This is a genomic window from Nostoc sp. (genome assembly GCF_036919615.1).
Taxonomy (GTDB): Bacteria; Cyanobacteriota; Cyanobacteriia; order Cyanobacteriales; family Nostocaceae; genus Nostoc.
In genome coordinates, this window is the sequence record NZ_JBALCN010000092.1 from 1 (window position 1) to 22,251 (window position 22,251).

General features: G+C 40.7%; 18 protein-coding genes and 1 pseudogene. 8 read left to right on the forward strand and 11 right to left on the reverse strand.

Features of this window, described 5'->3' with window-relative positions; all coding sequences use genetic code 11:
• A partial coding sequence (locus V7K48_RS26100) for a hypothetical protein (protein ID WP_335076779.1) occupies nucleotides 1-433 on the forward strand: 433 nt, incomplete at its 5' end.
• A gap of 82 nt (nucleotides 434-515) precedes the next feature.
• Here the strand turns inward: V7K48_RS26100 and V7K48_RS26105 are convergent.
• A complete protein-coding gene (locus V7K48_RS26105) occupies nucleotides 516-776 on the reverse strand; it encodes a hypothetical protein (protein WP_335076781.1) in 261 nt (86 codons plus the stop codon).
• 172 nt (nucleotides 777-948) lie between these two features.
• Nucleotides 949-1,269, reverse strand: coding sequence for a TMEM14 family protein (locus V7K48_RS26110; RefSeq protein WP_334979682.1), 321 nt, complete (start codon nucleotides 1,267-1,269; stop codon nucleotides 949-951).
• An 87-nt stretch (nucleotides 1,270-1,356) separates the two neighbouring features.
• On the opposite strand from V7K48_RS26110, the gene V7K48_RS26115 reads away from it, so the two are divergent.
• The 3 genes from V7K48_RS26115 (at nucleotide 1,357) to V7K48_RS26125 (ending at nucleotide 5,808) form a co-directional block, all read left to right on the forward strand.
• Entirely contained in the window at nucleotides 1,357-2,730 is a 1,374-nt protein-coding gene (locus V7K48_RS26115) for an ATP-binding protein (RefSeq protein WP_335076783.1), read from the forward strand.
• A gap of 368 nt (nucleotides 2,731-3,098) precedes the next feature.
• On the forward strand, nucleotides 3,099-4,388 hold the full coding sequence (locus tag V7K48_RS26120) for a tellurite resistance TerB C-terminal domain-containing protein (RefSeq protein ID WP_335076785.1): 1,290 nt from the start codon (nucleotides 3,099-3,101) through the stop codon (nucleotides 4,386-4,388).
• A 91-nt stretch (nucleotides 4,389-4,479) separates the two neighbouring features.
• Nucleotides 4,480-5,808 carry an ATP-binding protein gene (locus tag V7K48_RS26125; protein ID WP_335076787.1) on the forward strand — a complete coding sequence of 443 codons (1,329 nt, stop codon included), beginning with the start codon at nucleotides 4,480-4,482 and terminating at the stop codon, nucleotides 5,806-5,808.
• Between the two features lie 534 nt (nucleotides 5,809-6,342).
• Here the strand turns inward: V7K48_RS26125 and V7K48_RS26130 are convergent.
• The 6 genes from V7K48_RS26130 to V7K48_RS26155 all read right to left on the reverse strand — a co-directional run bounded on the left by V7K48_RS26130 (nucleotide 6,343) and on the right by V7K48_RS26155 (nucleotide 10,366).
• Nucleotides 6,343-6,825 carry a cupin domain-containing protein gene (locus V7K48_RS26130; protein ID WP_335076789.1) on the reverse strand — a complete coding sequence of 161 codons (483 nt, stop codon included), beginning with the start codon at nucleotides 6,823-6,825 and terminating at the stop codon, nucleotides 6,343-6,345.
• Between the two features lie 136 nt (nucleotides 6,826-6,961).
• Entirely contained in the window at nucleotides 6,962-7,549 is a 588-nt protein-coding gene (locus V7K48_RS26135) for a Uma2 family endonuclease (RefSeq protein ID WP_335076791.1), read from the reverse strand.
• Nucleotides 7,550-7,761: 212 nt separating this feature from the next.
• Nucleotides 7,762-8,103, reverse strand: a complete 342-nt coding sequence (gene cdiI / locus V7K48_RS26140) for a ribonuclease toxin immunity protein CdiI (RefSeq protein ID WP_335076793.1) — start codon at nucleotides 8,101-8,103, stop codon at nucleotides 7,762-7,764.
• A 61-nt stretch (nucleotides 8,104-8,164) separates the two neighbouring features.
• Nucleotides 8,165-9,331, reverse strand: coding sequence for an AGE family epimerase/isomerase (locus V7K48_RS26145; RefSeq protein WP_335076795.1), 1,167 nt, complete (start codon nucleotides 9,329-9,331; stop codon nucleotides 8,165-8,167).
• A 128-nt stretch (nucleotides 9,332-9,459) separates the two neighbouring features.
• A complete protein-coding gene (locus tag V7K48_RS26150; RefSeq protein WP_335076797.1) occupies nucleotides 9,460-10,221 on the reverse strand; it encodes a LysR family substrate-binding domain-containing protein in 762 nt (253 codons plus the stop codon).
• Complete coding sequence (locus tag V7K48_RS26155) at nucleotides 10,106-10,366, reverse strand: LysR family transcriptional regulator (protein WP_335076799.1); 261 nt, start codon at nucleotides 10,364-10,366, stop codon at nucleotides 10,106-10,108. Before V7K48_RS26155 ends, V7K48_RS26150 begins: the two co-directional genes overlap by 116 nt.
• 166 nt (nucleotides 10,367-10,532) lie before the next feature.
• On the opposite strand from V7K48_RS26155, the gene V7K48_RS26160 reads away from it, so the two are divergent.
• Nucleotides 10,533-11,411, forward strand: coding sequence for an aspartoacylase (locus tag V7K48_RS26160; RefSeq protein ID WP_335076801.1), 879 nt, complete (start codon nucleotides 10,533-10,535; stop codon nucleotides 11,409-11,411).
• Here the strand turns inward: V7K48_RS26160 and V7K48_RS26165 are convergent.
• From V7K48_RS26165 to V7K48_RS26175, 3 genes and pseudogenes are all read right to left on the reverse strand, one after another.
• Nucleotides 11,410-11,668: pseudogene (locus V7K48_RS26165) on the reverse strand (FAD-binding oxidoreductase); the annotation flags it as partial. The gene V7K48_RS26160 and the pseudogene V7K48_RS26165 sit on opposite strands and share 2 nt — an antisense overlap.
• A 170-nt stretch (nucleotides 11,669-11,838) precedes the next feature.
• Nucleotides 11,839-13,902, reverse strand: a complete 2,064-nt coding sequence (locus tag V7K48_RS26170; protein WP_335076803.1) for a pentapeptide repeat-containing protein — start codon at nucleotides 13,900-13,902, stop codon at nucleotides 11,839-11,841.
• 552 nt (nucleotides 13,903-14,454) lie between these two features.
• Nucleotides 14,455-16,671 (reverse strand): hypothetical protein, encoded by a 2,217-nt coding sequence (locus V7K48_RS26175; protein WP_335076805.1) that lies wholly within the window; start codon nucleotides 16,669-16,671, stop codon nucleotides 14,455-14,457.
• Nucleotides 16,672-17,226: 555 nt separating this feature from the next.
• Here V7K48_RS26175 and V7K48_RS26180 point away from each other — a divergent pair.
• The 3 genes from V7K48_RS26180 to V7K48_RS26190 all read left to right on the forward strand — a co-directional run bounded on the left by V7K48_RS26180 (nucleotide 17,227) and on the right by V7K48_RS26190 (nucleotide 22,068).
• A complete protein-coding gene (locus V7K48_RS26180; RefSeq protein ID WP_335076807.1) occupies nucleotides 17,227-18,399 on the forward strand; it encodes a glycosyltransferase family 4 protein in 1,173 nt (390 codons plus the stop codon).
• A gap of 63 nt (nucleotides 18,400-18,462) precedes the next feature.
• Nucleotides 18,463-19,629, forward strand: coding sequence for a glycosyltransferase (locus V7K48_RS26185; RefSeq protein WP_335076809.1), 1,167 nt, complete (start codon nucleotides 18,463-18,465; stop codon nucleotides 19,627-19,629).
• A 390-nt stretch (nucleotides 19,630-20,019) separates the two neighbouring features.
• Nucleotides 20,020-22,068 (forward strand): bluetail domain-containing putative surface protein, encoded by a 2,049-nt coding sequence (locus V7K48_RS26190; RefSeq protein ID WP_335076811.1) that lies wholly within the window; start codon nucleotides 20,020-20,022, stop codon nucleotides 22,066-22,068.
• Nucleotides 22,069-22,251: the final 183 nt, after the last annotated feature.

A 22,251-nucleotide genomic window follows, 5' to 3' on the forward strand; every position in this document is an offset into this window, starting at 1 on the left:
CGATTTCAATCTTAAAAGGGCGGCTCATGGCTATTTTAATTTATCGAGTTTCTTTTCTCCATTATATGCAGCTTCATATAAAATTGGTATTAGAGATAATTCTCCTAATCTCGCTATTGTCTATGCCTTTTTACGCCGCCCAAGGGGGATAATTGTTGTTCAACAGAGAGTAACTCCTGAAGAACTATTGCGATCGCATCTAAAATTCCGGCAGAAAATGATGCGTGACTTGAATTTACAGTTATTGCCAGATATTTCTATAGAAGCTTATTTTGATCAATCGCAAAGAGTGAGGACATGTCAGAGAAAAGCACTATGGCGCAAAAGTGTCATCATTGGATTGGTAGAAATGTGGCTTTTTAACTTCAAATCTGAGGCTCAAAAGTCTCAATTGCTAGGAGATTATGCCCGTTTAGCAGCTAGAAAAGGCTAATGTCAGTAAATCGAAAAATTTTTTTCAAAAGAGCGATCGCTAGTTCAAACGTCAAAGAGGCACAAACTGCCAAGTGTCATCTTTAACACCCACAACTGGCAATCAGTTTAGCGTTAACAAAAGTCAGGATGCGCTCTAGTTCAGCAATTCCAGCATATTCGGTTTCTTCTTCAGGAGTCAGCAATCCAGCTTTTCCTTTCTCAAGCAATTCTTCTAGACGAGCATGTAACTCATCTGTGAACTTAGCAATGTTAACATTATCAACTTTCTCGATGGTGATGCCAGAGCGTAGCCATGACGAGGGTTCAATCATCAATACTGGGGTAATGACTTGAGGAGTCATAGTGCTTTAGCCTAAGTCTGTGGTGTTATATCTAGTCATTGTTAATAAAATCCCCTCCAGAGCGAAAAATAGGAGGGGTATATGTTAATACGAAGTTACCCCCTTTGGGGATCGCCACAGGCGGGGGGATCTGATCCGAACCGCATTGATGGTTATTGCTTGGAGACTGATGCTACCTTAAAGCCACCATTTGATTTGCCATCATTGCCAATGCCAAGATACCCAAAATCGTCATTAATCCCGCAGGCATAAACTTGTGTGTTTTTGCCAGTCGAAATCCAAAGACGACTACTAAAACAGCAGTAACTAACACTGCTACAATCGAACCCCAGGTTTGTCCTTGGAGTTGGAAGTAAGCGGCAAGTATTAGTAATAAACCGCTAATGCTACCGCTTAGGAGTGAAACCTTACTTTTAGCCTGAATGTAGCCAATAATGCCACCAACGATCGCTAATATGCCGTAGGCAAAAGCAGCAATTATACTTAAATTCATTGTTAAAACCTATGTAGACTTTGACTTTACTGCCAGGGTCAGCAGACAATTTACCATAGTTATTTAGCTATACCACACAGTTTATTGATGGACAATCAAGCGATGCCAATGACAAACACTTCTTCATATACAAAAGTTCAATATCTCCAGCGCCAAGCAGCGTCACTTTTACTGTACCAGTCTGTTCTGCAAGGCGAAGTGGGGATGGCATTTCTGGAACTATTGCAAGCTATACGTTACACTGACGCCGATGCACGGAGTTGTCTCCAAGCCTACGGCAGTTACTTCCATGCTTTGGCTGCTAGAAATCAAAACTGGGAAGACTATTTAATTACTCAACTTCTCTTCTCTAAAAATCCTTTTACAAAGCTGGCTGAAGTCCGAGAATTTCAAGATTTGCCCCCAGCTTTAGTAGCAGCAGTTCAGCATGATTTACAAATATTGCAAAGCCTCTATGAATGTAGCAGCGCTTCTTTGAGTGAGTGGATACAAAGCATAGCTCACATGCCAATTTCGCCAGTAGTGTGGTATAAAGATCAAGAATTGGTAGGAGTAGAGACAAAGTTCATTACATATCTACAAGAGTTAGATAATTGGGGTGATGCTGTAGAAGGATTAGCGACTTATTATCGGCAATATGGCTCTGGTTTATTTGCAGAATATCGCGCTTTACGCTGGCAAGCGGGGCAGTTTATCGGTATTCGGTATTCTGATCCAGTTAAGCTGAGTGCGCTTGTAGGTTACGAGTCTCAAAGAGATGCTTTGCTAAAAAATACAGAGTTTTTATTATCAGGAGAGATGGCATTGCACGTATTACTTTACGGTAGTCGCGGTTCTGGCAAATCTTCTTTAGTGAAATCTTTGTTGAATGAATATAGCGATGCCTCCGGCAAAGGCAAAGCCCAACGCAGCCTCCGCTTGTTGGAAGTGTCAAAATCTGATTTAAAAGATTTACCAGAAATTGTGGAACATTTACGGGGAGTGTCACAAAAATTTATCATCTTTGTCGATGATCTTTCTTTTGAAGAAGATGATGATGCTTTTAAAGCTCTTAAGGTAGTTTTAGAAGGTAATTTAACCGCGCGGCCTGAAAATGTAGTTGTTTACGCTACTTCTAATCGCCGCCACTTAATTCGGGAGTTTTTTGTGGATAGACCTGCCCCTAAGGATAATGAGGAAATCCATGCTTGGGATACGATGCAGGAGAAACTTTCGTTTAGCGATCGCTTTGGTTTAACCTTGACTTTTGAACCAGCCAATCAGAAAACTTATTTAAAGATTGTACAACATCTAGCCACACAAGCTGAAATTAATATTACCCAAGAAGATTTGGAATATCAAGCATTACAGTGGGCAACTCGCCATAATGGTCGTTCTGGACGTACAGCACGGCAGTTTGTTGATTTTTTAAAAGCAGATTTAACACTTTTCCATGCAAATAACAATACATCCAATACCTAGCATTAAAATTAATTCATTGATGATTGCACTTTTTTGTAACTTAGAGAACAATGTTATGCACCAGTAACTAAAACTAGAGATTTCAGAGCGACTATTATACCAAAGTTGAGAAAAATGTCTTGTTTCAACAAACATAACAACAGATTGGAACCCTTTTTTAGTAAGTATTGTTCTCTGTATGTTCTAATTACGAATTACGTTAGTGCAGCGTTAGCGAGTCTGTGTACCCCTATGGGGAAGCAAGCTACGCGTAGCATCTGTCTGCGACACGCTGTGCGAATGCAGAGAGCGTCATTACAAATTACGAATTATAAATTAGTATGAGAGCTACTTATTCTGATAGTTTAACTACGCTAAAAACCAGCAATATGCAATCAGTAATGATCAGCAATCGATTTATACTAGTGATAGTTGCCTTTAGTGTGAGTTTTGGACTTAGCCTTGTCCCAAACTGGAATTTTAATAAAGCCTTTCTCACAGGTGTAATTACTGCTGTTACTATTTATGCAGCAGCATTATTTGTAGATAAGCGACGCCGAAATTATGAAATGTTTGTTTTAGGTTCTCTCCGCAAGCGAATTAAAGATATGGAGGGATTGAAGGCTCGTGTTGTCAGAGAAATCAATCAAATCGAAGAACATCATAATTTATTATATGCTGAGTCACAACAACTGCAAAATCAAGTAACAGAAAGTCGTAACCAAAGGGATAGTTTACATCGAGAACTAAGAACATTTGCCGGACATAAAAAGCAGTTAGAAACCGAAATTGGTAGCCTGCAAACTGAAATTAATAACTTGCATAAAAATCAAGCAGAATTGAACAATGCTTTTTCCATCCTCACAGCAGAAAAGCGCCGTCTAGAGTCGAATTGTAATGGATCTCGCATTGAAATCACCCACTTGCAAAGTCAAATTTCTAAACTCCAGCACAATAAACAAGAAATAGAAAGTAATTTAACTCTTTTAGGTAGACTTAAACCCCAATTAGAAGAAAAACTATACGAACTCCGAATTGCAATTCAAGAGCTAGAAGTTGAGACAAACCAAAAAAATCAATTGCTATTAGCGACAAAAACCGAAAGAGAAAATATCCAAGCTATCCTAAATTCTTCCCAAACCCAACTAGCAGAACAAAAAGCAGAATTACAGCAGTTGCAAGGGCAAGTTTCATTATTGCAAGAAGAACGAGACTCATTACAAAATCAAGTATGGGAATTACTCCAACAAATAGAAACATTCAATCCAGAACCATTGTTTGATAATTCCCAAGAAGATAATATTGAATTGTTTCCTTTTTCTGAAATAATTGAAAATCCAGCAATCATAGACAATTCGGATGTTGATATATCAGATAATCTACCCGAAGAATGGACTAATTTTTTAGACAATATACCAGTGTATGAACTACAAGTATTAAAAGCTATAGTCGAACAAGATAATCCCAAGGCTGCTATAAAAAAAATTGCCGAAGCAAACATCACTATGCCGAATCTATTAATTGATTCTATAAATGAACGGGCAAATGATACTATTGGTGAATTAATAATTAATACAGATTCGGAAAGTCCAGAAGTTTACCCTGAGCATATGACGCATGTCAAAAAAATGATTGCAATGTATGAAGACCTCATGGCTAGACATGCTTCGTCAAATTAAATTATTATTGCCATCGTCAGATTAGTAGTAAGGTGAATATGTGCCTTCTTACTGACTGCTTCTGCGTTTAGAATAAAGTGAAGTGTAATACATGGCAAAGCTCAAAATCTCGAAAAAAATCTCCACTGCTTTAATCAATTCCCTTGGTGCAGGGGTAGTACCAAGAATGGGAGTTGAATATATAGCAGTAGGTCGAGAAAAAGAACTAAAAAGCCTATTACAAAATCTCGATGATATTGCAGAAGGTGTAGCTGCATTTCGCTTCATAATTGGTAACTATGGTTCTGGGAAAAGTTTTTTACTGCAATTAATTCGTAACCGGGCTATGGAGCAAGGTTTTGTAGTAGCTGATGCTGATTTATCCCCGGAACGGCGATTAGCTGGAAGCAACCATGAAGGTGTAGCCACCTATCGAGAATTAATGAGCCACCTAGCTACAAAAACTCGTCCTGATGGTGGTGCTTTAGTTTCTATTTTAGAAGGATGGATTAATAAAATCCAACAAGAAGTGGTTAAAGAAACTGGAACGCGTCCGAATGACGATGGTTTTGATGACCAAGTTGAATCGAAAATTAGGGAAGTAGTTCAGTATATTGAAGGCTTAGTTCATGGATTTGATTTTGGTAGCGTTATAATCGCTTATTGGCGTGGCTACCGATTGGATGATGATAATTTAAAAAATGCGGCGATGCGCTGGTTACGTGGAGAATTTACTACTAAAGTTGAGGCAAAAGCAGCTTTAGGAGTGCGCGTGATTATTGATGATGATAGTTGGTATGACTATATAAAACTGTTTGCTAAATTTGTAGCTGAAATTGGCTATAAAGGACTGTTAATTATACTTGATGAAGCCGTACATTTATATCAAATATCTACTACTATCACGCGGGAAAAGAATTATAATCGACTCCTCGCAATGTTTAACGATACCATGCAATGTAAAGCAGAACATCTTGGTATTGTTGTTGGTGGAACAACTAAATTTTTAGAAGATCCCAAACGAGGGCTTTTTGCAGACCAAGCTTGGCAAAGACGCACAAAAGAAAGCCGTTTTGTTGCACAATCTGGCGTTCAGGAGTATTTGGGCCCAGTAATTCGATTGAACCCGTTGAGTGAAGCAGAAATTTTGACACTTTTGCAACGTTTAGCTGAAATTCATGCACTCAATTTTGGGTATGAACAGACTTTGACAAATCGTGAGTTGAATGAGTTTGTGCAAGAAATTATTAATCGCTTGGGTGCAGAAGTATTACTCACACCAGGGGAAATTGTGCGAGATTTTATGAGTGTGCTGAATGTTCTTCACCAAAATCCAGGAACTGCATTTGGTGAATTGATTCATGGCTCTAAATTTAAACCTACTGCTATGGGTAATGATGCAGATGTGGATGAGGATGGCGCAGTAGAATTTAGTCTGTAATTAATAATGAAGACACTGAGCCAGAAGAATAAGCAGATTGAAAAACCTTCTTTAGAATATTATTTAAATCTTCAGTTTTTTATGACACTTTGCAAAGTTGGTAAGCTCTTCCACATTTAACTTGAGAGGGTTAACACGATTAAAGTTTGACATATCGATGCTACTTTGCTGAGAATGGCGACTCATATCGTCATCTGTATGATGCTATTTCAAATACTAATACGCTTGGGCTAAGGTTATCAGTCTTTGTAAAAGTCATTTTTTTTAACGTAGCCGCATTCGCGGAGCGTCTGTCTGCGACACGCTGCGCGAACGTAGAGAAGCAACTTTCCGCAGTGTACCACAGAGGCCCAGAGAAGCCAGTGCACCCTTCTGGTTCCCTAATTTGTACCCTTACGGGGATCTTGCTAGCAAGAGCGTCTCCGACAAGAGAAGTAACTGGTGCGACACAGAGAGAAGAAAGAGAAGGAAAAATTTTCTTAACCCAAGCGTATTGTTTCAAATACTAATGAGTAAACAAATCTATCATCAAATTCATCTATTTTGAGGATTGATTAAAATAGCTTTTGGTTGATTGGCATTAAATAGAGAAGCAGCTAACAGAATAATCGGCTTGTTTGTTTGGTTTTCTCCATAATGAACTATTCCGGGATATTCAACTAAAGAATCTCCAACCGTAAGCTGTATAGTTTTCCCTTTTTGAAGAATCAATTCTGTGTTGTTAGCTTTCGTTACTTTAGCTTTTCCTTCTACAACAGTAAAAGTTAAAGTTCCCGCCTCTACTCGTCCAATCTGCATTCCTGGATGAGTATGAGTAGGGAGTTTTGCTCTTGGTGCAATGGTATAGCGGACAAGCTCAAGAATCTGCTTTTGATCTTGAGTAGGATAACCACTCGCTAAAACTTCACGGGTAACAGATTTAGTGTAAGTATTGGGTGAGGAGATTCCTTGGCTCTTAACAACTACACTGCCAAAAGCTAGGATAGCTAAAGGGAGAATCACAGACAGTTTTCTCATTTTAAAAGTTTTTTGTTTGAGCAATACCTTTAATTAAATCATTTTGTGTTTAGTTTGTCTAATAAGCATAAGTAGCTTAACTCGCTTTATAAGACGAGCGATGTCTACGACGGGCTATGCCTACGCACCAACAAAATCATTCTCTAGCACTCTCTGGAAACAACCGACTCAAGTCCAATAATGCATCTTCAAATCCAGGAATCGCCACTGACTGGTTAGATAGAAAAATCTGCTTACTGAGATAGCTAAACTTACTTTGAGCATTCTGATATGGCTGGCTATGAAGCTCAAGTTGACGAGCTGGTAAATTCACAATCCAGTAATCAGAAATTCCGGCTTCTGCATACAAAAACAGCTTGGTTGTTTGATCATAATCTATTGTTTTATCCGAAATTTCAATAACTAACAAAATATCTTTGGGATAGGGATAATGAGCGAGATAATCTTCATCTCTTCCTCGTGCAATGACAACATCCGGCTCAGGCTCACTCTGATTAGAAAGAGTGATGGGATCTTGTCCACGGATAACTGCTCGATCGCCTAGAAGCCGATCCAATTGACGGCACAGGATAGAACTACAAACTGTATGAGGTGTTCCCTTTGCTGTCATTTGAATCAGTTCTCCTCGAATTAATTCAATATGATTGGCCTCTGTCAAAAATCCGAGTTCAATCAATTGATGGTATTCAGCGATCGTAAATCGCTTAGGTGTCACAACATTCATAAGACATCCTTCTAATGACACTGATTCTACTTTTACTTGTACATTAACAGAGATTACAGCAATTTTCAGGTAAATAGACCACGCAGTAGGGGCATAGCATTGCTCATTGGTGTTAACTTAAGGTGAAAGTGAGTAAGCGAAGCGTCAACCTTGGCAGTTAAAATCTCATTAACGCAGTAAAAAACCTCGTTTAATCACTTAACTTGCCAGTGCTATTCAGATAATTTTTTGAGTATATTTTGAACTTCATCTGCCCTTTCTGGATTAAGTTCAATGTACCTTTCAGCCGCTATTTTGAGATATTTTTTGAATATCTCCTGAGAAACTATTATTTCATCTTTATCCAGAAAGGAAAAGCGAACCCCATCAAATATATCATCCTCATCTTCGCTAGGAAATTCACAGATCGCATATTCACTACCATAACCAGTACCTTCAAGAAGATAATTTAATGCATCAGGGAAAGAGATACCCTCTATTGCATTAAAGTATGACTTGACTATCCAAAGTGGATCGGTTCTATAGTCTACGCCGTCAAATAGTTGTTTGAGCATAAAAAATAAGATGCGTTTTCCCTAAAGGTTAAACTGAGTGTGTTGTTTACCGCCGCAGGCATCACAATGCCTCAAACTGCTGCCAACAAAGGTACAATGCCCGCGGTACGTGAAAACATCCTTTCCATTTGCCACCTTTAAGGTTCAACAATACTTCCCCACGCCGATTCAGGTAGCCAAACCACTCACCGTATTCGGAATCGGCAAAGTGTGACCAGGCGTAATCGTGCATCTTTTGATACCATTCCCAACAAACCTGACGCCCAGTCAGGCGATAGCCCATTGCTAATGCAACCAAAGACTCTAGGTGAACCCACCACAGCTTTTGATCCCATTCCAATTGCTGTGGGGGATGACCGTCTGCATCCATAAAGTAATACAATCCGCCGTACTCACTATCCCAAGCAAAATTCAGGATATTTAGCACCACATCAACGGCTTGATTAATAGTTTTGGTGTCGTTTTGGCGACGGGCGATGTCCATGATAAACCACATAGCTTCGATACCGTGACCTGGGTTAATCAGCCGTCCCTCAAAACAATCTATGTGGGAACCGTCAGGGGCAACATTTTCGTACATTAGTCCCCGTTCTTGATCGAGAAAATCAGTCATCACTTCGTGGACTGTCTCAGCAAGGACATTCTCTAGTGTTTCCTTAGGTAGCAACCATTCCATTTCTAGAGTCAGGTTGGCTAAAATCATCGGTACAGCCAATGATTTCATCGGGCGTGTGCCAGGATAGGTTTTATTATATTTGCCCTTCGGGTTGTCCTTGCGGCGTAATACGTTGTTGTAAGCCTGCATTGCCACATCCTTTGCCCATTCTTCGCCCCCAGCGAGTGCATATTGACTAAATGCCATCGCTGCAAAGCAATCAGAAAAGATATTGTAAGGTTCAACCAGTGGTTTTCCTTCACGGGTGAGGGCAAAGTACCAGTTACCATCACTATCTCTGCCATGTTGGGCGAGAAAATTAGCGCCATTGCTGGCGATTTTTAACCAGTTTTCGCGTTTTTCTAGCTGGTTGTAAAGCATAGAAAAAGTCCACACCTGGCGGTTTTGCAGCCAGATGAATTTGTCTGTATCATAAATTTTGCCGTGGCGATCAAGGCAGGTGAAATAGCCGCCTTGCTGCCAATCGAGGGAGTATTTTTCCCAAAATGGGAGTACATCGTTGAGGAGGGCGTTTTTGTAAAGTTCAGCTATCGCTTGAAAGTCATGCTCCATAAATTTCCTCCCCTTTTTTGCTCAAACCAACAGCTTAACAGTTATCACATTTTGGCTCGAATATGGAGCGTAGGCGTAGCCCGTCATAGACATCGCGTCCCTCTCTGACAAGATTTAGCCAGCAAAAGTTAGTTGGATTTTTGGTTTCGCGCTACAGTCTTTGTGATCTCTAAAAACTCACGCAAAACTACAGATGAATCATCGCGTCGCCAAACCACAGCTAGTTCTAGAGTTAAGTTTTCTCCCTGAATTGGTCTGTAGACAACTCCCTTTCGCTGTAGGTTTTGGGCATTAGCAGGAAGCAATGTTACCCCGACTCCACCTGCAACCGAGCTGAGTACAGTCACCATCCAAGTTGCTTCTTGTACCACTTTTGGGGAAAAACCCACCTGCTGACAAAGGCTAATAATTTGACTGTATGATGGTACTAAGTCGGTTGGCGGTAATACAAAAGGTTCGTCTGCCAGTGCAATGAGTGGAATTTGGGATTGGGCTGCTAGAGGGTGCTTTTCTGGTAAAGCAACGACTAAAGGCTCTTGCAAAATCGGCAAAAAATTTAAAGCGCCATCATTTAAATTATTATTGGGCAACCGTTCAAAAGCAATATCGATGTAGCGATCGCGCAATTGCTTTACTTGCTCGAAAGAACTTACTTCACGCAACACCAGTATCACCTCTGGAAACAGAGGGTGAAAAATTTGCAGAATATCTGGGAGAACGCTGTTAGCAACGGAGCTATTAGTCCCCACCACTAAGCGTCCAATCTCACCCCGGCTAACTTTTTGTGCAGAGGTAATTGCTCGTTCCAACTGAGGAAACACTAAACGTGCTTCTGTTAAAAAGACTTGCCCAGCAGCAGTTAAGTGTAGTGGGCGTTTTATTGCGTTCAAATAGTTGTAGCCCTAGTTCTGCTTCTAGCGCCTGAATTTGTTGACTTAAAGGTGGTTGAGCAATATGCAAACGTTCAGCTGCCCGGCTAAAGTTTAATTCTTCAGCTACAGCGATAAAGTAGCGCAGATGTCGAAGTTCTATCATTGCTTTAGCTACTATATTAAATATATATACTTTAGTTGCTAACTAAATATTGGACATATAGTAGCATTTTATTTATTGTGATTCTTATAGCGGGTTTTATATAAATAGACCACAGTAGGATGGGCATGATAATGCTTACCCTACAAGCTTCTATTGCGAGGTTGTTATGAGTCAGATTGAACGAGTTGCGATTGTTGGAGGAAACCACGGTAATGAGTTAACAGGAGTATATTTAGTCAAAAAGTTTCAGCAGTACCCAAATTTAATCAAGAGAACAAGTTTTGAAACTCTGGCATTACTTGGCAATCTCAAAGCTATTGAAGAAGGCAAACGATACATTGACAAGGATTTAAACCGCTGCTTCACCAATCAAGGCTTACAAAATTCCCACCTCTCAAGTTATGAAGATACACGGGCGAAAGCAATCCAACAGATACTGCAACCGCAAAATCAACCCTTTGTAGATGTAATTGTCGATTTGCACAGCACAACTGCCAACATGGGATTAAGTCTAATTTTTTGTGATCTGCATCCTTTCTTACTTCGGTTAGGCGCTTATTTAAGTTCTATCAATCCGATGGTAAAGGTTTTTGTTAATCAACAATCTAGAGAAGGTGGTTTTCTCCGTTCTTTGTGCGAATTGGGTTTTGTTATAGAAGTTGGTGCTGTGGCTCAGAATATTTTAAACGCCGAATTGTTTCAGCAAACAGAACAGCTTATTTATGCAATTTTAGACTATTTTGAAGGGTGCAACCAAGGTAATATTCCGCAGATAAACAGTACGCTTACACTCTATCAATACATTGGGACTATCGATTATCCTAGAGGCGATTGCCAAGAGATTCAAGCCATGATTCACCCCCAGCTTCAGTTTAGAGATTATGAACCTCTGAATCCCGGTGATCCAATGTTTCTGACTTTTGAAGGAAAAGATATTTTATATGAGGGAGAGTTTACTGTTTATCCTATTTTTATTAATGAAGCAGCTTACTACGAAAAAGGAATTGCGATGCATTTAAGTCAAAAGCAGCAAGAGATAGTTTAGGGTTATATTGAGTGGCGATCGCACTTGCTAATTCTTCCTCAGTTAGCAAGTTTAATTCCACAAACACATCTAATTCTTTACCAGAGATATTCCACTCTTGATCCCTCCCCCACAAATAAAGGTTGTTGACTTTCTTTAACTTACGTTGGGATAGGTGCAGTGTTTTATCGCACAGATGTGAGGATGCGATCGCCTTGGCGTAATCCTCCGAAAACATTGCCGGGTAATTGGGAAAGAATTTCTTCAGTTAAAGACATTTTGGAAAAACTAAACTCTACATTCCAAAACTACCTAAGAATGAAGAAAGTAGTTCAATCAAAAACCTCTCCCTGGTTTTACTACACAAAACCGTCCCTCTCCGACTCGGAGAGGGACAGACTTGAACTTTAGTTCAAGACAGGGAGAGGTTTATTGAACTGACGTTAAATTATCCCAAACCGAATAGTTTTGCGATCGCAGGCAATAATTTATTACCCGCTTCTACCACCGAGGCGATTGCAGGTAAGCCAGAAAATATCCCTTTCAACATGGTGATTGCATTTTTTGCCATTTTTTGCTTGGTCGATTCTTGAGGACTTTTACCTGCTTCGGCTATTGCTTGTATCTGTATTAATGCATCAGCTTTGTCTGTTTCTGGCAAATCTGCCGACTCTGAAATTGCTTCTTGCAACTGCGTCAACAGTTCTTTAATTCCCGGTTTCTCGGCATCTGGTGAATCAGGTAACTGATTGAGGGCAATACTCACATTACCGCTGATGGTTCCCAGATTAGCAACAGAACTATTCCCAGCGATACCGCTGACATTACTGCTGCCTTGAATGCTGATGCCGCTGATATCAAACATGATGGTATTTCCTTGTGTATAAGATTTAGGTTGCCCAAGTGCAGTATTTACCATAATTTCTAAATTACGAATGCGATCGCTTCTTTCTACCAGCAATAATTGCTGACTCTGGGATAAAGCTTTGAGTTGATTATAATCATCAAAATATTCTGTACTCAGTTGAGATTTATCACTATCTGCGGCGGTTTTGGCTCTGAGCAAGATTTTATCATCGCCGCGTTTCTCCATTGCCACGATTTCTAACTCGGCTTCGGGATGATTTTCGGCGAGTTTTTTGAAGGCTATGGCAACGGCGCGAGGGTCAACACCTTGATTATGGTAAAGGTCGAGGGTGTCAAAAATTGGTTTGATAAAGTCGGCAAAATCGCCATCTGCAAATACCTCTTGTTTATTATCAGGTTTGCGGAGGGGATCGGGGTTTTCTTTTGTGGGTAAGCGCATGAAGATATATTCACACCTCACCCCATGCAATTTAGTTGTATTTGTAATCCCCCAATCTTCAATGTACGCGCCTGTGAGTGTTGCACCTGTTAAATCTGTGCCGTCTAGTTGCGTTTGCTTCAGCTTTGCTCTTGACAAATCGGCATCTTGCAAATTCGCTTCACTGAGATCAGCGCCAATAAAGCTGGCATCTGTTAGGTTAGCTTTTTGTAAGTTGATACCCCGAAGCTTTTGGCCATCAAAGTTTGTGTCCTGTCCTTGTCCTGTAACCAGCAGTTGACGTACTTGTGAGGTTTGCAGATAAGTCGAGCCAGGACGAACACGGTCAAGCATTTTGGCTTGATGCCAACGGCTACATATAAGGATAGTGTTTCGCAAATCTGTACTTTTGAGCCTAGCTGGGGTGAAATCAGCATTGGTTAAATCAGCGCCACGAAAGCTCGTACCTCCTGTAGCTGCAAAGGCGATCGCTATATTACGAACTAGGGAATATTTTTCGTTTCCTTTCATCGCTTGCCAAGTGATGTAAATGCTCAGTAACATTCCGGCTCCGGCTCCGGCTCCGGCTCCGGCTCCGGCGACAGCTCTGGCTCCGGCGAAGGCGACGGCGATAGCGACGGCGAAGGACAAGGCCAAGGCTCCGGCTCCGGCTTCAGCTAAGGCTCCGGCGACGGCGACGGCTCCGGTGACGATCAAGGCTCCGGCTCCGGCTTCAGCTAAGGCTCCGGCTCCGGCGACGGCAACGGCGACGGCGACGGCTCCGGCGACGGCAACGGCGACGGCGACGGCTCCGGCCAAGGCTAAGGCCAAGGCTCCGGCGACGGCGACAGCCAAGGCCAAGGCTCCTAAACCAGCTACTACTCCTTGGCGAATTGTGAAGAAGAAAAAGACAATTAATAGGATTAGGACAGTCCAGCCGCCAATCCGATTTTCTAGTCTGGAATCAAATATTAATGACACCAAGTAACCATCGAAAGCCCAAAAAAATCCTGACAGTCCCGACAACATCCACGAGATAAGGACTAGGAAAATTACCCAACGGCGTTGCAGTCCAGCTTTGGCATGGCTGAAGTTCGCACCTATTAAATTAGCGTTGGTGAAATTTGCGCCTCGGATGTCGGCATAGCTAAAGTTTGCACCCGCAAGGTCTTGTCTACCTTTGAAGTTGCATCCTCGGAGATTTTGACAGGAGTTGTCTAAAGCCATGTTCCACTTTACAGAGGTGAGTAAATTTTACTACACGCTCACCCCTGTCAATTCAAGAATGGTTAGATATTTTTCATTAATGGAGTTCAAAGACTCATTCACGAGTATAAAAGACTCGTTAACGGAGTTCAAAGACTCGTTCACGAGTATTAAAGACTCGTTGACGGAGTTCAAAGACTCGTTCACGAGTATTAAAGACTCGTTGACGGAGTTCAAAGACTCATTCACGAGTATCAAAGACTCGTTGACGGAGTTCAAAAACTCATTCACGAGTATCAAGGTTTACACACAAGTCGAATTACCCCCCTCAATCCCCCCTTATAAAGGGGGGAAGCCGGAAATTTAGTTCCCTCCCCTTTATAAGGGGAGGGTTAGGGTGGGGTAAAACCTTGGTTAATCAGCTATTTCAGACTTGTGTGTACACCGTAGCCCCAATCTTCCGGGGGAAAACAAGATTTCTAGTTCCCTCCCCTTTATAAGGGGAGGGTTAGGGTGGGGTAAAACTGACGCTAAGGGATTTAATAACTAATCAAGCAGATATAATATAAATGCTCACCCCGCTAGCCGATACATAATCACTTTTCCTTTCCAATTTTCTTCCACAAATACCAGATACTCACCATTGGAACGCCGAAAAGCGCGGATACCGTAGGGGATATCAATCCAGCCACTTTCGCTACCAACTTCTGGGCCTGGTTTTAACTGTTGTATTTGCACTCCCGTCTTGGCATTGTAAACATATACCTCTGCGGTTTTAACTGTCACGGCGAATACTTTGTCTCCCGCCACACTCATTGCAGCTGTAGACACTTCATGTTTGCCAGTGGTGTCGTAGGGAATTACAATCCGCCAACGGGGAGTACGATTACCTTGATTCCAATTGTCAAAACGGGCAATTTCAGAACCAACAACTCCAGTATCGTCACCGAATGCAGGGTGATCTACTGTGAAGCCTGACAAATACATAGTATCTGTTTCCGGGAAATATTCCAGCCGCCGCAAGTCGTTAAATATCTTGGGAGTAGTTTGCTTCTGCATCAAACTATAGTTGTAGATGGGGTTGCCTTTAGCATCTATTCCCTGTAAAGGATAGTGGCGAATGCCATCTTGGGTTCGCAAAGCTTTCCAAACATCTCCTTTGCTGTCTACCCACCATCCGCCGATATAGGGATAATCTTTGCTGGTATCATATTCGTTCTTTTCAAATTTGCCATTACCGTTGCGATCGCGCCAGATCCATTCCCCTTTTTCTGGTTGATGCGGTGGCCAATTCCCGGTGAGAAATGGTTTATCTGCGCTATTGGTACCAACAAACATTCCGGCTGGGATGGCAATTTTGCCATCTGTGGCTGGATTAAAACGATATATTTGCAGAAAGCTGCTATACATATCTGTAAGGAACAAAAACGGCTTTCCTTGGATGCGGCGAACAAAGGTTCCATCTGGTGATGTATGCAGACGTGGATCTTGAGGATATTTGAAACCATTTAAAGTGTAGGCTTTGTAAGTCCATTGCTTACCAGCAGGCTTACTGTAGTCCATCAGATAGTGTTCTTGTTTGGTGAATAAATCTACACCATTAGTTTTAGGATCAGCATCTGCATTATCGACGAATATCAATCCCAGCGATCGCCAGATTAGTTTTCCCGATGGCGAAAATTTCCGCAAATCTGTTCCTGATTTGTTGAAACCATCACTATTTATATAGATATTTCCTGAAGTATCTGTACCAACTCCAGTAAGTCCGTAAAGTTTCAAATCTCGAACTTCACCAGCAACTCCTGCATAGATACCGCCTTTAGAGCCAAAACTACCCACCGGCACGGGCTGATCTTTGATATCATAAATCAATATTTGTTGACGCGGCCCATTTTCTGCCACTAACAACTTACCTTGATGATCAATTGCGATCGCTGTTGGTTCAACAATATCTACAATCTCTTGGGGCAATTGCTTTCCACTCTGGGAATAATGGAGAATCTTAGCGGGATTACTACTATTTTTGCTTTGAATAATCCAGAGATTTTTTTGTGGATCAATAGTTATTGCTCCCGGATTAGCAACGCTAAAGCTGCGGAGTTCCTTCATCGTATCAGGATCATAGACACGAATCTGATTAGCAGCAGAATCACTCACATACAACTCGCTTTCCACAGTTGCTAATCCAGTGATTTCATTTTTAGTGCTGGTAATTAACATACTTTTATCCCAGCCACGCCCATTAGGAAACGGCGCAGGTTTTCCCGACAAGTCATAGCGTCTAACGCAATGCCAAGTTGTTCCTTCAGGTGGGTAATCTTCATCTGTTTTACCCCTCGAACCCTGAGTCATGGCAATGTAAATATATTTATTATTTGCTGTTACAGCTTTGCCACCGCCACGACTCCAGCCGTGAGTATCCCCAATAGCACCAATAACTTTACCATCTTTATATATGGCAGCCTCCATTCCCGCCTCATCCCAATGGCTATTGGTATAAACTGTGCCATCAGGGGCAACATACATTGCCTCAATATTGTTTTGTACCCGCAGATTTCCACTGCCAAAAGTATTACCTATCCACGATGTTTTGTACGTGAGTGTGGGTGTTCCAGTTATCGCCCAGTCTGTTGTAATTCCAATGGTAGTAACAATTACTCCAGCAGTCAGACTGAGTAAAAAGTTGAAAGTTTTATTTCTTTGTAAATATCTAATCTTAGATAATTTTTTGATGTGCTGATTTAGCTGGTGACGAAGTTTTACTAACTGCGTCAGTAATTTATTTCTCATATAAGTTTTAAGCTTTTAATTATTTATATACAATCACTATTTCTAAAATCCGTACAAAAATTAACTATTTTTAACTGGATAAGATACAAGTTATTTAGGGACACGACATCTGATTAAATATCAATAACAAACAATCTAGATTCAAAAATTTTATTCACATAAGCTTTATCAAAATAACATTATTTTAGTCAATATTTTTCTATGTATTAATATTTACTTTGACAACAGTCAAAATTGTAAATATTAATACAAAAGTGTTTATTCATAAACTAGTTGATATTGTTTTTTTCCTTTGTCTGTCTACTATTCAGCTTGTTTACTGGCATGAATCATATATATCATTGTCAGTGTTCTTTAGTTAATAAAAACACAGGTTTGAATTCATTGTTGACGTTTGTATATAAATAGTTTATAAATTGGTGTTCTATAAAAAACTCTTATTTGTAATGCGTATTCGTAAATTCTAGTAATTCAGGTTGGAATATAACAAACATGCTGTTAGGGCAATTCATGAATTGTCCCTACTGTTTTAATACATTTATAGGAGACACATTGATGGAAGGTAATCAAGAAACAAGTTTTGCTTCATCATCTGCATCTATTCTCACTCTTGGATTAGGCTGGTTTCCCAAAAATCCTGGAGGATTAGAAAGATATATTTATGAATTAACTCATAAATTAGCAGCAAATAAAGACCAGGTAGAATTATGTGGAGTTGGTCTACCAGAGGCTGAAATAAATTCACCGATTAAGCTGACTAACTTGGCTTCTGTCGATAGTGCTATTTGGCAAAGATTATGGTCGATTCGCACTAACTTTAAAAAAACAAGAACAAGCAAACCAGATGCTATTAATTTGCACTTTGCATTATATAGCTTTCCTATTTTAGATATTTTACCAAAGGGAGTACCAGTTACTTTTAACTTTCATGGCCCTTGGGCTTCTGAAAGTCAGCAAGAGGTAGTTAATAAAAATCTCAGTCTTTTGATCAAACACTGGTTAATAGAACAAAACACTTATAATCGCTGCGATCGCTTCATTGTTTTGAGCAAAGCATTTGGTAAAATTTTACATGATAAATATCAAGTACCGTGGAGCAAAATTAATATTATTCCTGGTGGAGTTGACATTAACTGGTTTCAACCAAATTTATCACCCCAGGAAGCTTGTACAAAGCTAGGCTGGCCTAGTAATCGCCGGATCATATTTACATCCCGCCGCTTAGTACATCGAACCGGAATTGACAAATTATTGCAGGCACTGGCTATAATTAAGCCCAGAATACCAGATGTTTGGCTAGCGATCGCAGGTCGTGGTCACATCCAAGCTGCATTACAACAACAAGCTACAGAATTAGGACTAGACGACAACGTTAAATTTTTAGGTTTTCTCCCTGATGAGCAATTACCCATAGCTTACCAAGCTGCTGAATTAACTGTCATGCCTAGCCAATCTTTTGAAGGGTTCGGATTAGTAATAATCGAGTCTCTAGCGTGTGGTACTCCTGTTTTATGTACCCCAGTTGGAGGAATGCCAGAAATTTTATCAGAGTTTTCACCCGATTTAATTACTACTTCAACAGAAGCCTCAGCTATTGCTGAAAAATTAGAACAAGTGCTTTTGGGAAATATCCCCATACCTTCACGATCAGCCTGTCGCCAATATGCAACTACACACTACGACTGGAATCAAATCGCCCAGCAAGTACGGAATATTTTATTAGCTTAAACAAGTGATTGTAATAGATGTTAAAGGTGCTGTGTGAGTCAAATTAAATAAACTAGAGGTTTTATGAGAATTCTTTTCCTAGACCAAAGTGGTAAACCAGGCGGTGCAGAATTGTGTTTAATAGATATTGCTAAACCATATGGCGTTGGCTTTGCCCGCCATAGGCATCGCGCTTTGGTAGGTTTATTTGCAGATGGCCCATTTAAAGATTTACTACAGCAAAATCATATCCCAGTAGAAGTTCTCGCAACTCAAGCAATAAAAGTTCACAAAGAAAGCAGTTTGGTACAAGGATTAAAAAGTCTGGGACAACTTGCACCTTTGATTACTAAGGTAGTTAAAAAAGCACGTGAATACGATTTAATCTATGCTAATACCCAAAAAGCATTAGTTGTAGGGGCATTAGCAAGTTTTTTTAGTCGTCGTCCTCTGGTTTATCATTTACATGATATTCTTTCCAAAGAACATTTTAGCCAAACGAATCTTCGCATTGCTGTTAACTTAGCTAATCGTTTTGCATCATTAATAATTGCTAATTCTCAAGTTAGTAAAACAGCCTTTTTGCAAGCCGGAGGACGCTCAGACATCATTGAAGTTGTCTATAATGGCTTTGATCCAAAAATTTATCAACCTGATGAGTCTGACATTAATAAATTACAGCAAGAATTAGGATTGTCAGGAAAATTTGTAGTCGGACACTTTAGCCGTCTTGCACCTTGGAAAGGTCAGCATATTTTAATTGATGCCCTTGCCAAATGTCCGCCAGAGGTGACAGCAATTTTAGTCGGTGATGCATTGTTTGGTGAACAAGATTACGTCCAAAAGTTACACCAACAAGTTACCCAACTGGGACTAGAAAACCGCGTCAAATTTTTAGGATTTCGTTCAGATATTCCCCAGTTAATGGCAGCTTGTGACTTAGTGGCACATACCTCTACTTCCCCAGAACCCTTTGGTAGAGTAATTGTTGAGGCGATGCTATGTGGAAAACCTGTGGTTGCAGCAAAAGCTGGAGGTGTAATGGAATTAGTAGAACACGGACTTAATGGTTTTCTAGTGACACCAGGAGAACCCCAGGAACTTGCACAAGTAATTATCACCTGTCTTCAAGAGACGGAAATAACTGTAACTATAGCCAAGAATGCCAGGATTATTGCTAGTGAGCGTTTTAATATCGCAATTATTAATCAGCAAATTGCTCAACTGCTGTCTCATATCACGTCCGCTTAAATAGACATATAGCGGTTTTAAATTGCGTGGAGTACAGACAATTCGTAGGGGCGCACAGCTAGCTGTAATTGTGTGCCCCTACTAGGTTTCAAAGCCTCTCCACCCGTGGGGGATAAGTTTCCAGCGAATGGAATTTAAAAACTTTGCGTTTCCCTGAGAATGAATATACCAAGTTGGTTAAGTTAGCAATGATGTATGTCATATAAATAATGTCATTAACAAGATTGACTTAAAAAAATTCATATCATATCATCATTGTGACTAATGTAGCAAAAAAACATTTAACTACCCAGACTTGGTAGATAAAAAGATTTTGCAGAACATAGCGATGTGTGATGAAAACACATAGCAGTACACAAGTGGAATCAAACAGATAAGGAACACCAATTTATGACATCAACCACAACTTACACTTACGATGTCGATGGCAAAGTGATATCTGAGAGGACAGACAACAACAGTGATGGGATAATAGACTCAGTTATTACCTACCGCTATGATCTGACATCCGATAGCATTGACACCAACGGCGACGGCAAAGTTGATATTGTCCAAACCTATACTTATAATGCCAAGGGCAACGAGACATTCTTTAGCAGTGACACCAACGGCGACGGCAAAGTTGATGTTGTCTATACCTATACTTATGATGCCAAGGGCAACCAGACATCCTTTAGCAGTGACACCAACGGCGACGGCAAAGTTGATTATGTCCAAACCTCTACTTATGATGCCAAGGGCAACCGGACATCCTTTAGCAGTGACACCAACGGCGACGGCAAAGTTGATTCTGTCCAAACCTCTACTTATGATGCCAAGGGCAACTTGACATCCACCAGCTATGACACCAACGGCGACGGCAAAGTTGATGTTGTCCAAACCTCTACTTATGATGCCAAGGGCAACCGGACATCCTTTAGCAGTGACTACAACGGCAAAGTTGAGTATGTCGATACCTATACTTATGATGCCAAGGGCAACCGGACATCCTTAAGCACTGACTACAACGGCGACGGCAAAGTTGATTCTGTTCAAACCTATACTTATAATGCCAAGGGCAACCAGACATCCGATAGCTTTGACTTCAATGGCGACGGCAAAGTTGATTCTGTCACAACTTATACTTATGATGCCAAGGGCAACCGGACATCCTTAAGCACTGACAACAACGGCGACGGCAAAGTTGATTCTGTCCAAACCTTTACTTATGATGCTAAGGGCAACCAGACATCCATAAGCAATGACGACAACGGCGACGGCAAAGTTGATTATGTCGAATCCTTTACTTATGATGCCAAGGGCAACCGGACATCCATAAGCAATGACTACAAAGGCAACGGCAAAGGTGATGTCACAACTTATACTTATGATGCCAAGGGCAACCAGACATCTGTTAGCCAAGACAACAACGGCGACGGCAAAGTTGATTATGTCGAATCCTTTACTTATGATGCCAAGGGCAACCAGACATCTGTTAGCCAAGACAACAACGGCGACGGCAAAGTTGATTCTGTCTCAACCTCTACTTATACTTATGGACGCACATCCGCTAGCTATGACTTCAACAATGATGGTGTAATTGATGCTGTTGGCATCTACAGCTACGATTTTAACGGCAAGCTGACATCACAAAAAATTGACAAAAATAATGATGGCATCTTTGATGAAGTCACCGCTTACAGTTACGACGCTAACGGCAAACAGACTGCACAGGTAGCTGACAAAAATAATGATGGCATCCCTGATGAAATTACGACTTTCAACTACGATCGCAATGGCAAACTAATTTCCGCAGATATTGACAACAACAGTGATGGCATTACTGATGCAGTTGCCACTTATCTGTATGATACCAATGGTCAATTAATCAGCAAAACCACCACAGAGGGAAATGTGCCAAAGATTACTTTAAACGGTGGTAACGGTGCAGATGAACTCAGTGGTGGGGCTGGTAATGATCAAATTTTCGGCAAAAATGGCAACGATAAACTCTTTGGATTAGCCGGAAATGACAAACTAGTTGGTGGTAATGGTAATGACATCCTCAATGGTGGTGCTGGACGTGATACCCTCACAGGCGGTTGTGGCGCTGATAAATTTGTGTTTAACAGCCTGAGTGATTCGCTGCTGTCTGGCTTTGATCAAATAACTGACTTGAACATTTCTCAAGATAAAATTGATGGGCTATATGCAGTTAGCGCGGCTAATTTAGTTCAACTTGGCAAAGTTGCGAGTCTAAATCTCTCAGATGTACAACAGATATTGACTGCAACTGCTTTTGTGGCTAAAAGTGCGGCAACTTTTACCCTTGGTACAGGCAATCATCAGCAGACTTTTCTGGCACTCAACGATAACACTAATGGATTCTCTGCCCTCACGGATGCCGTGATTGAGATTAGTGGCTACAAGGGTAACTTAGCCTCCTTAGCAGTTGTATAATCAGACTACGGTTCAGATGTGACTATAAACCGACTAATTCACGAGATTCAAAATCGGTAAGTTGTTGAGCGATCGCTAATCTTGCTTCCAACTTATACCAATTTTATATGAAGCTGCATATAATGGAGAAAAGAAACTCGATAAATTAAAATAGCCATGAGCCGCCCTTTTAAGATTGAAATC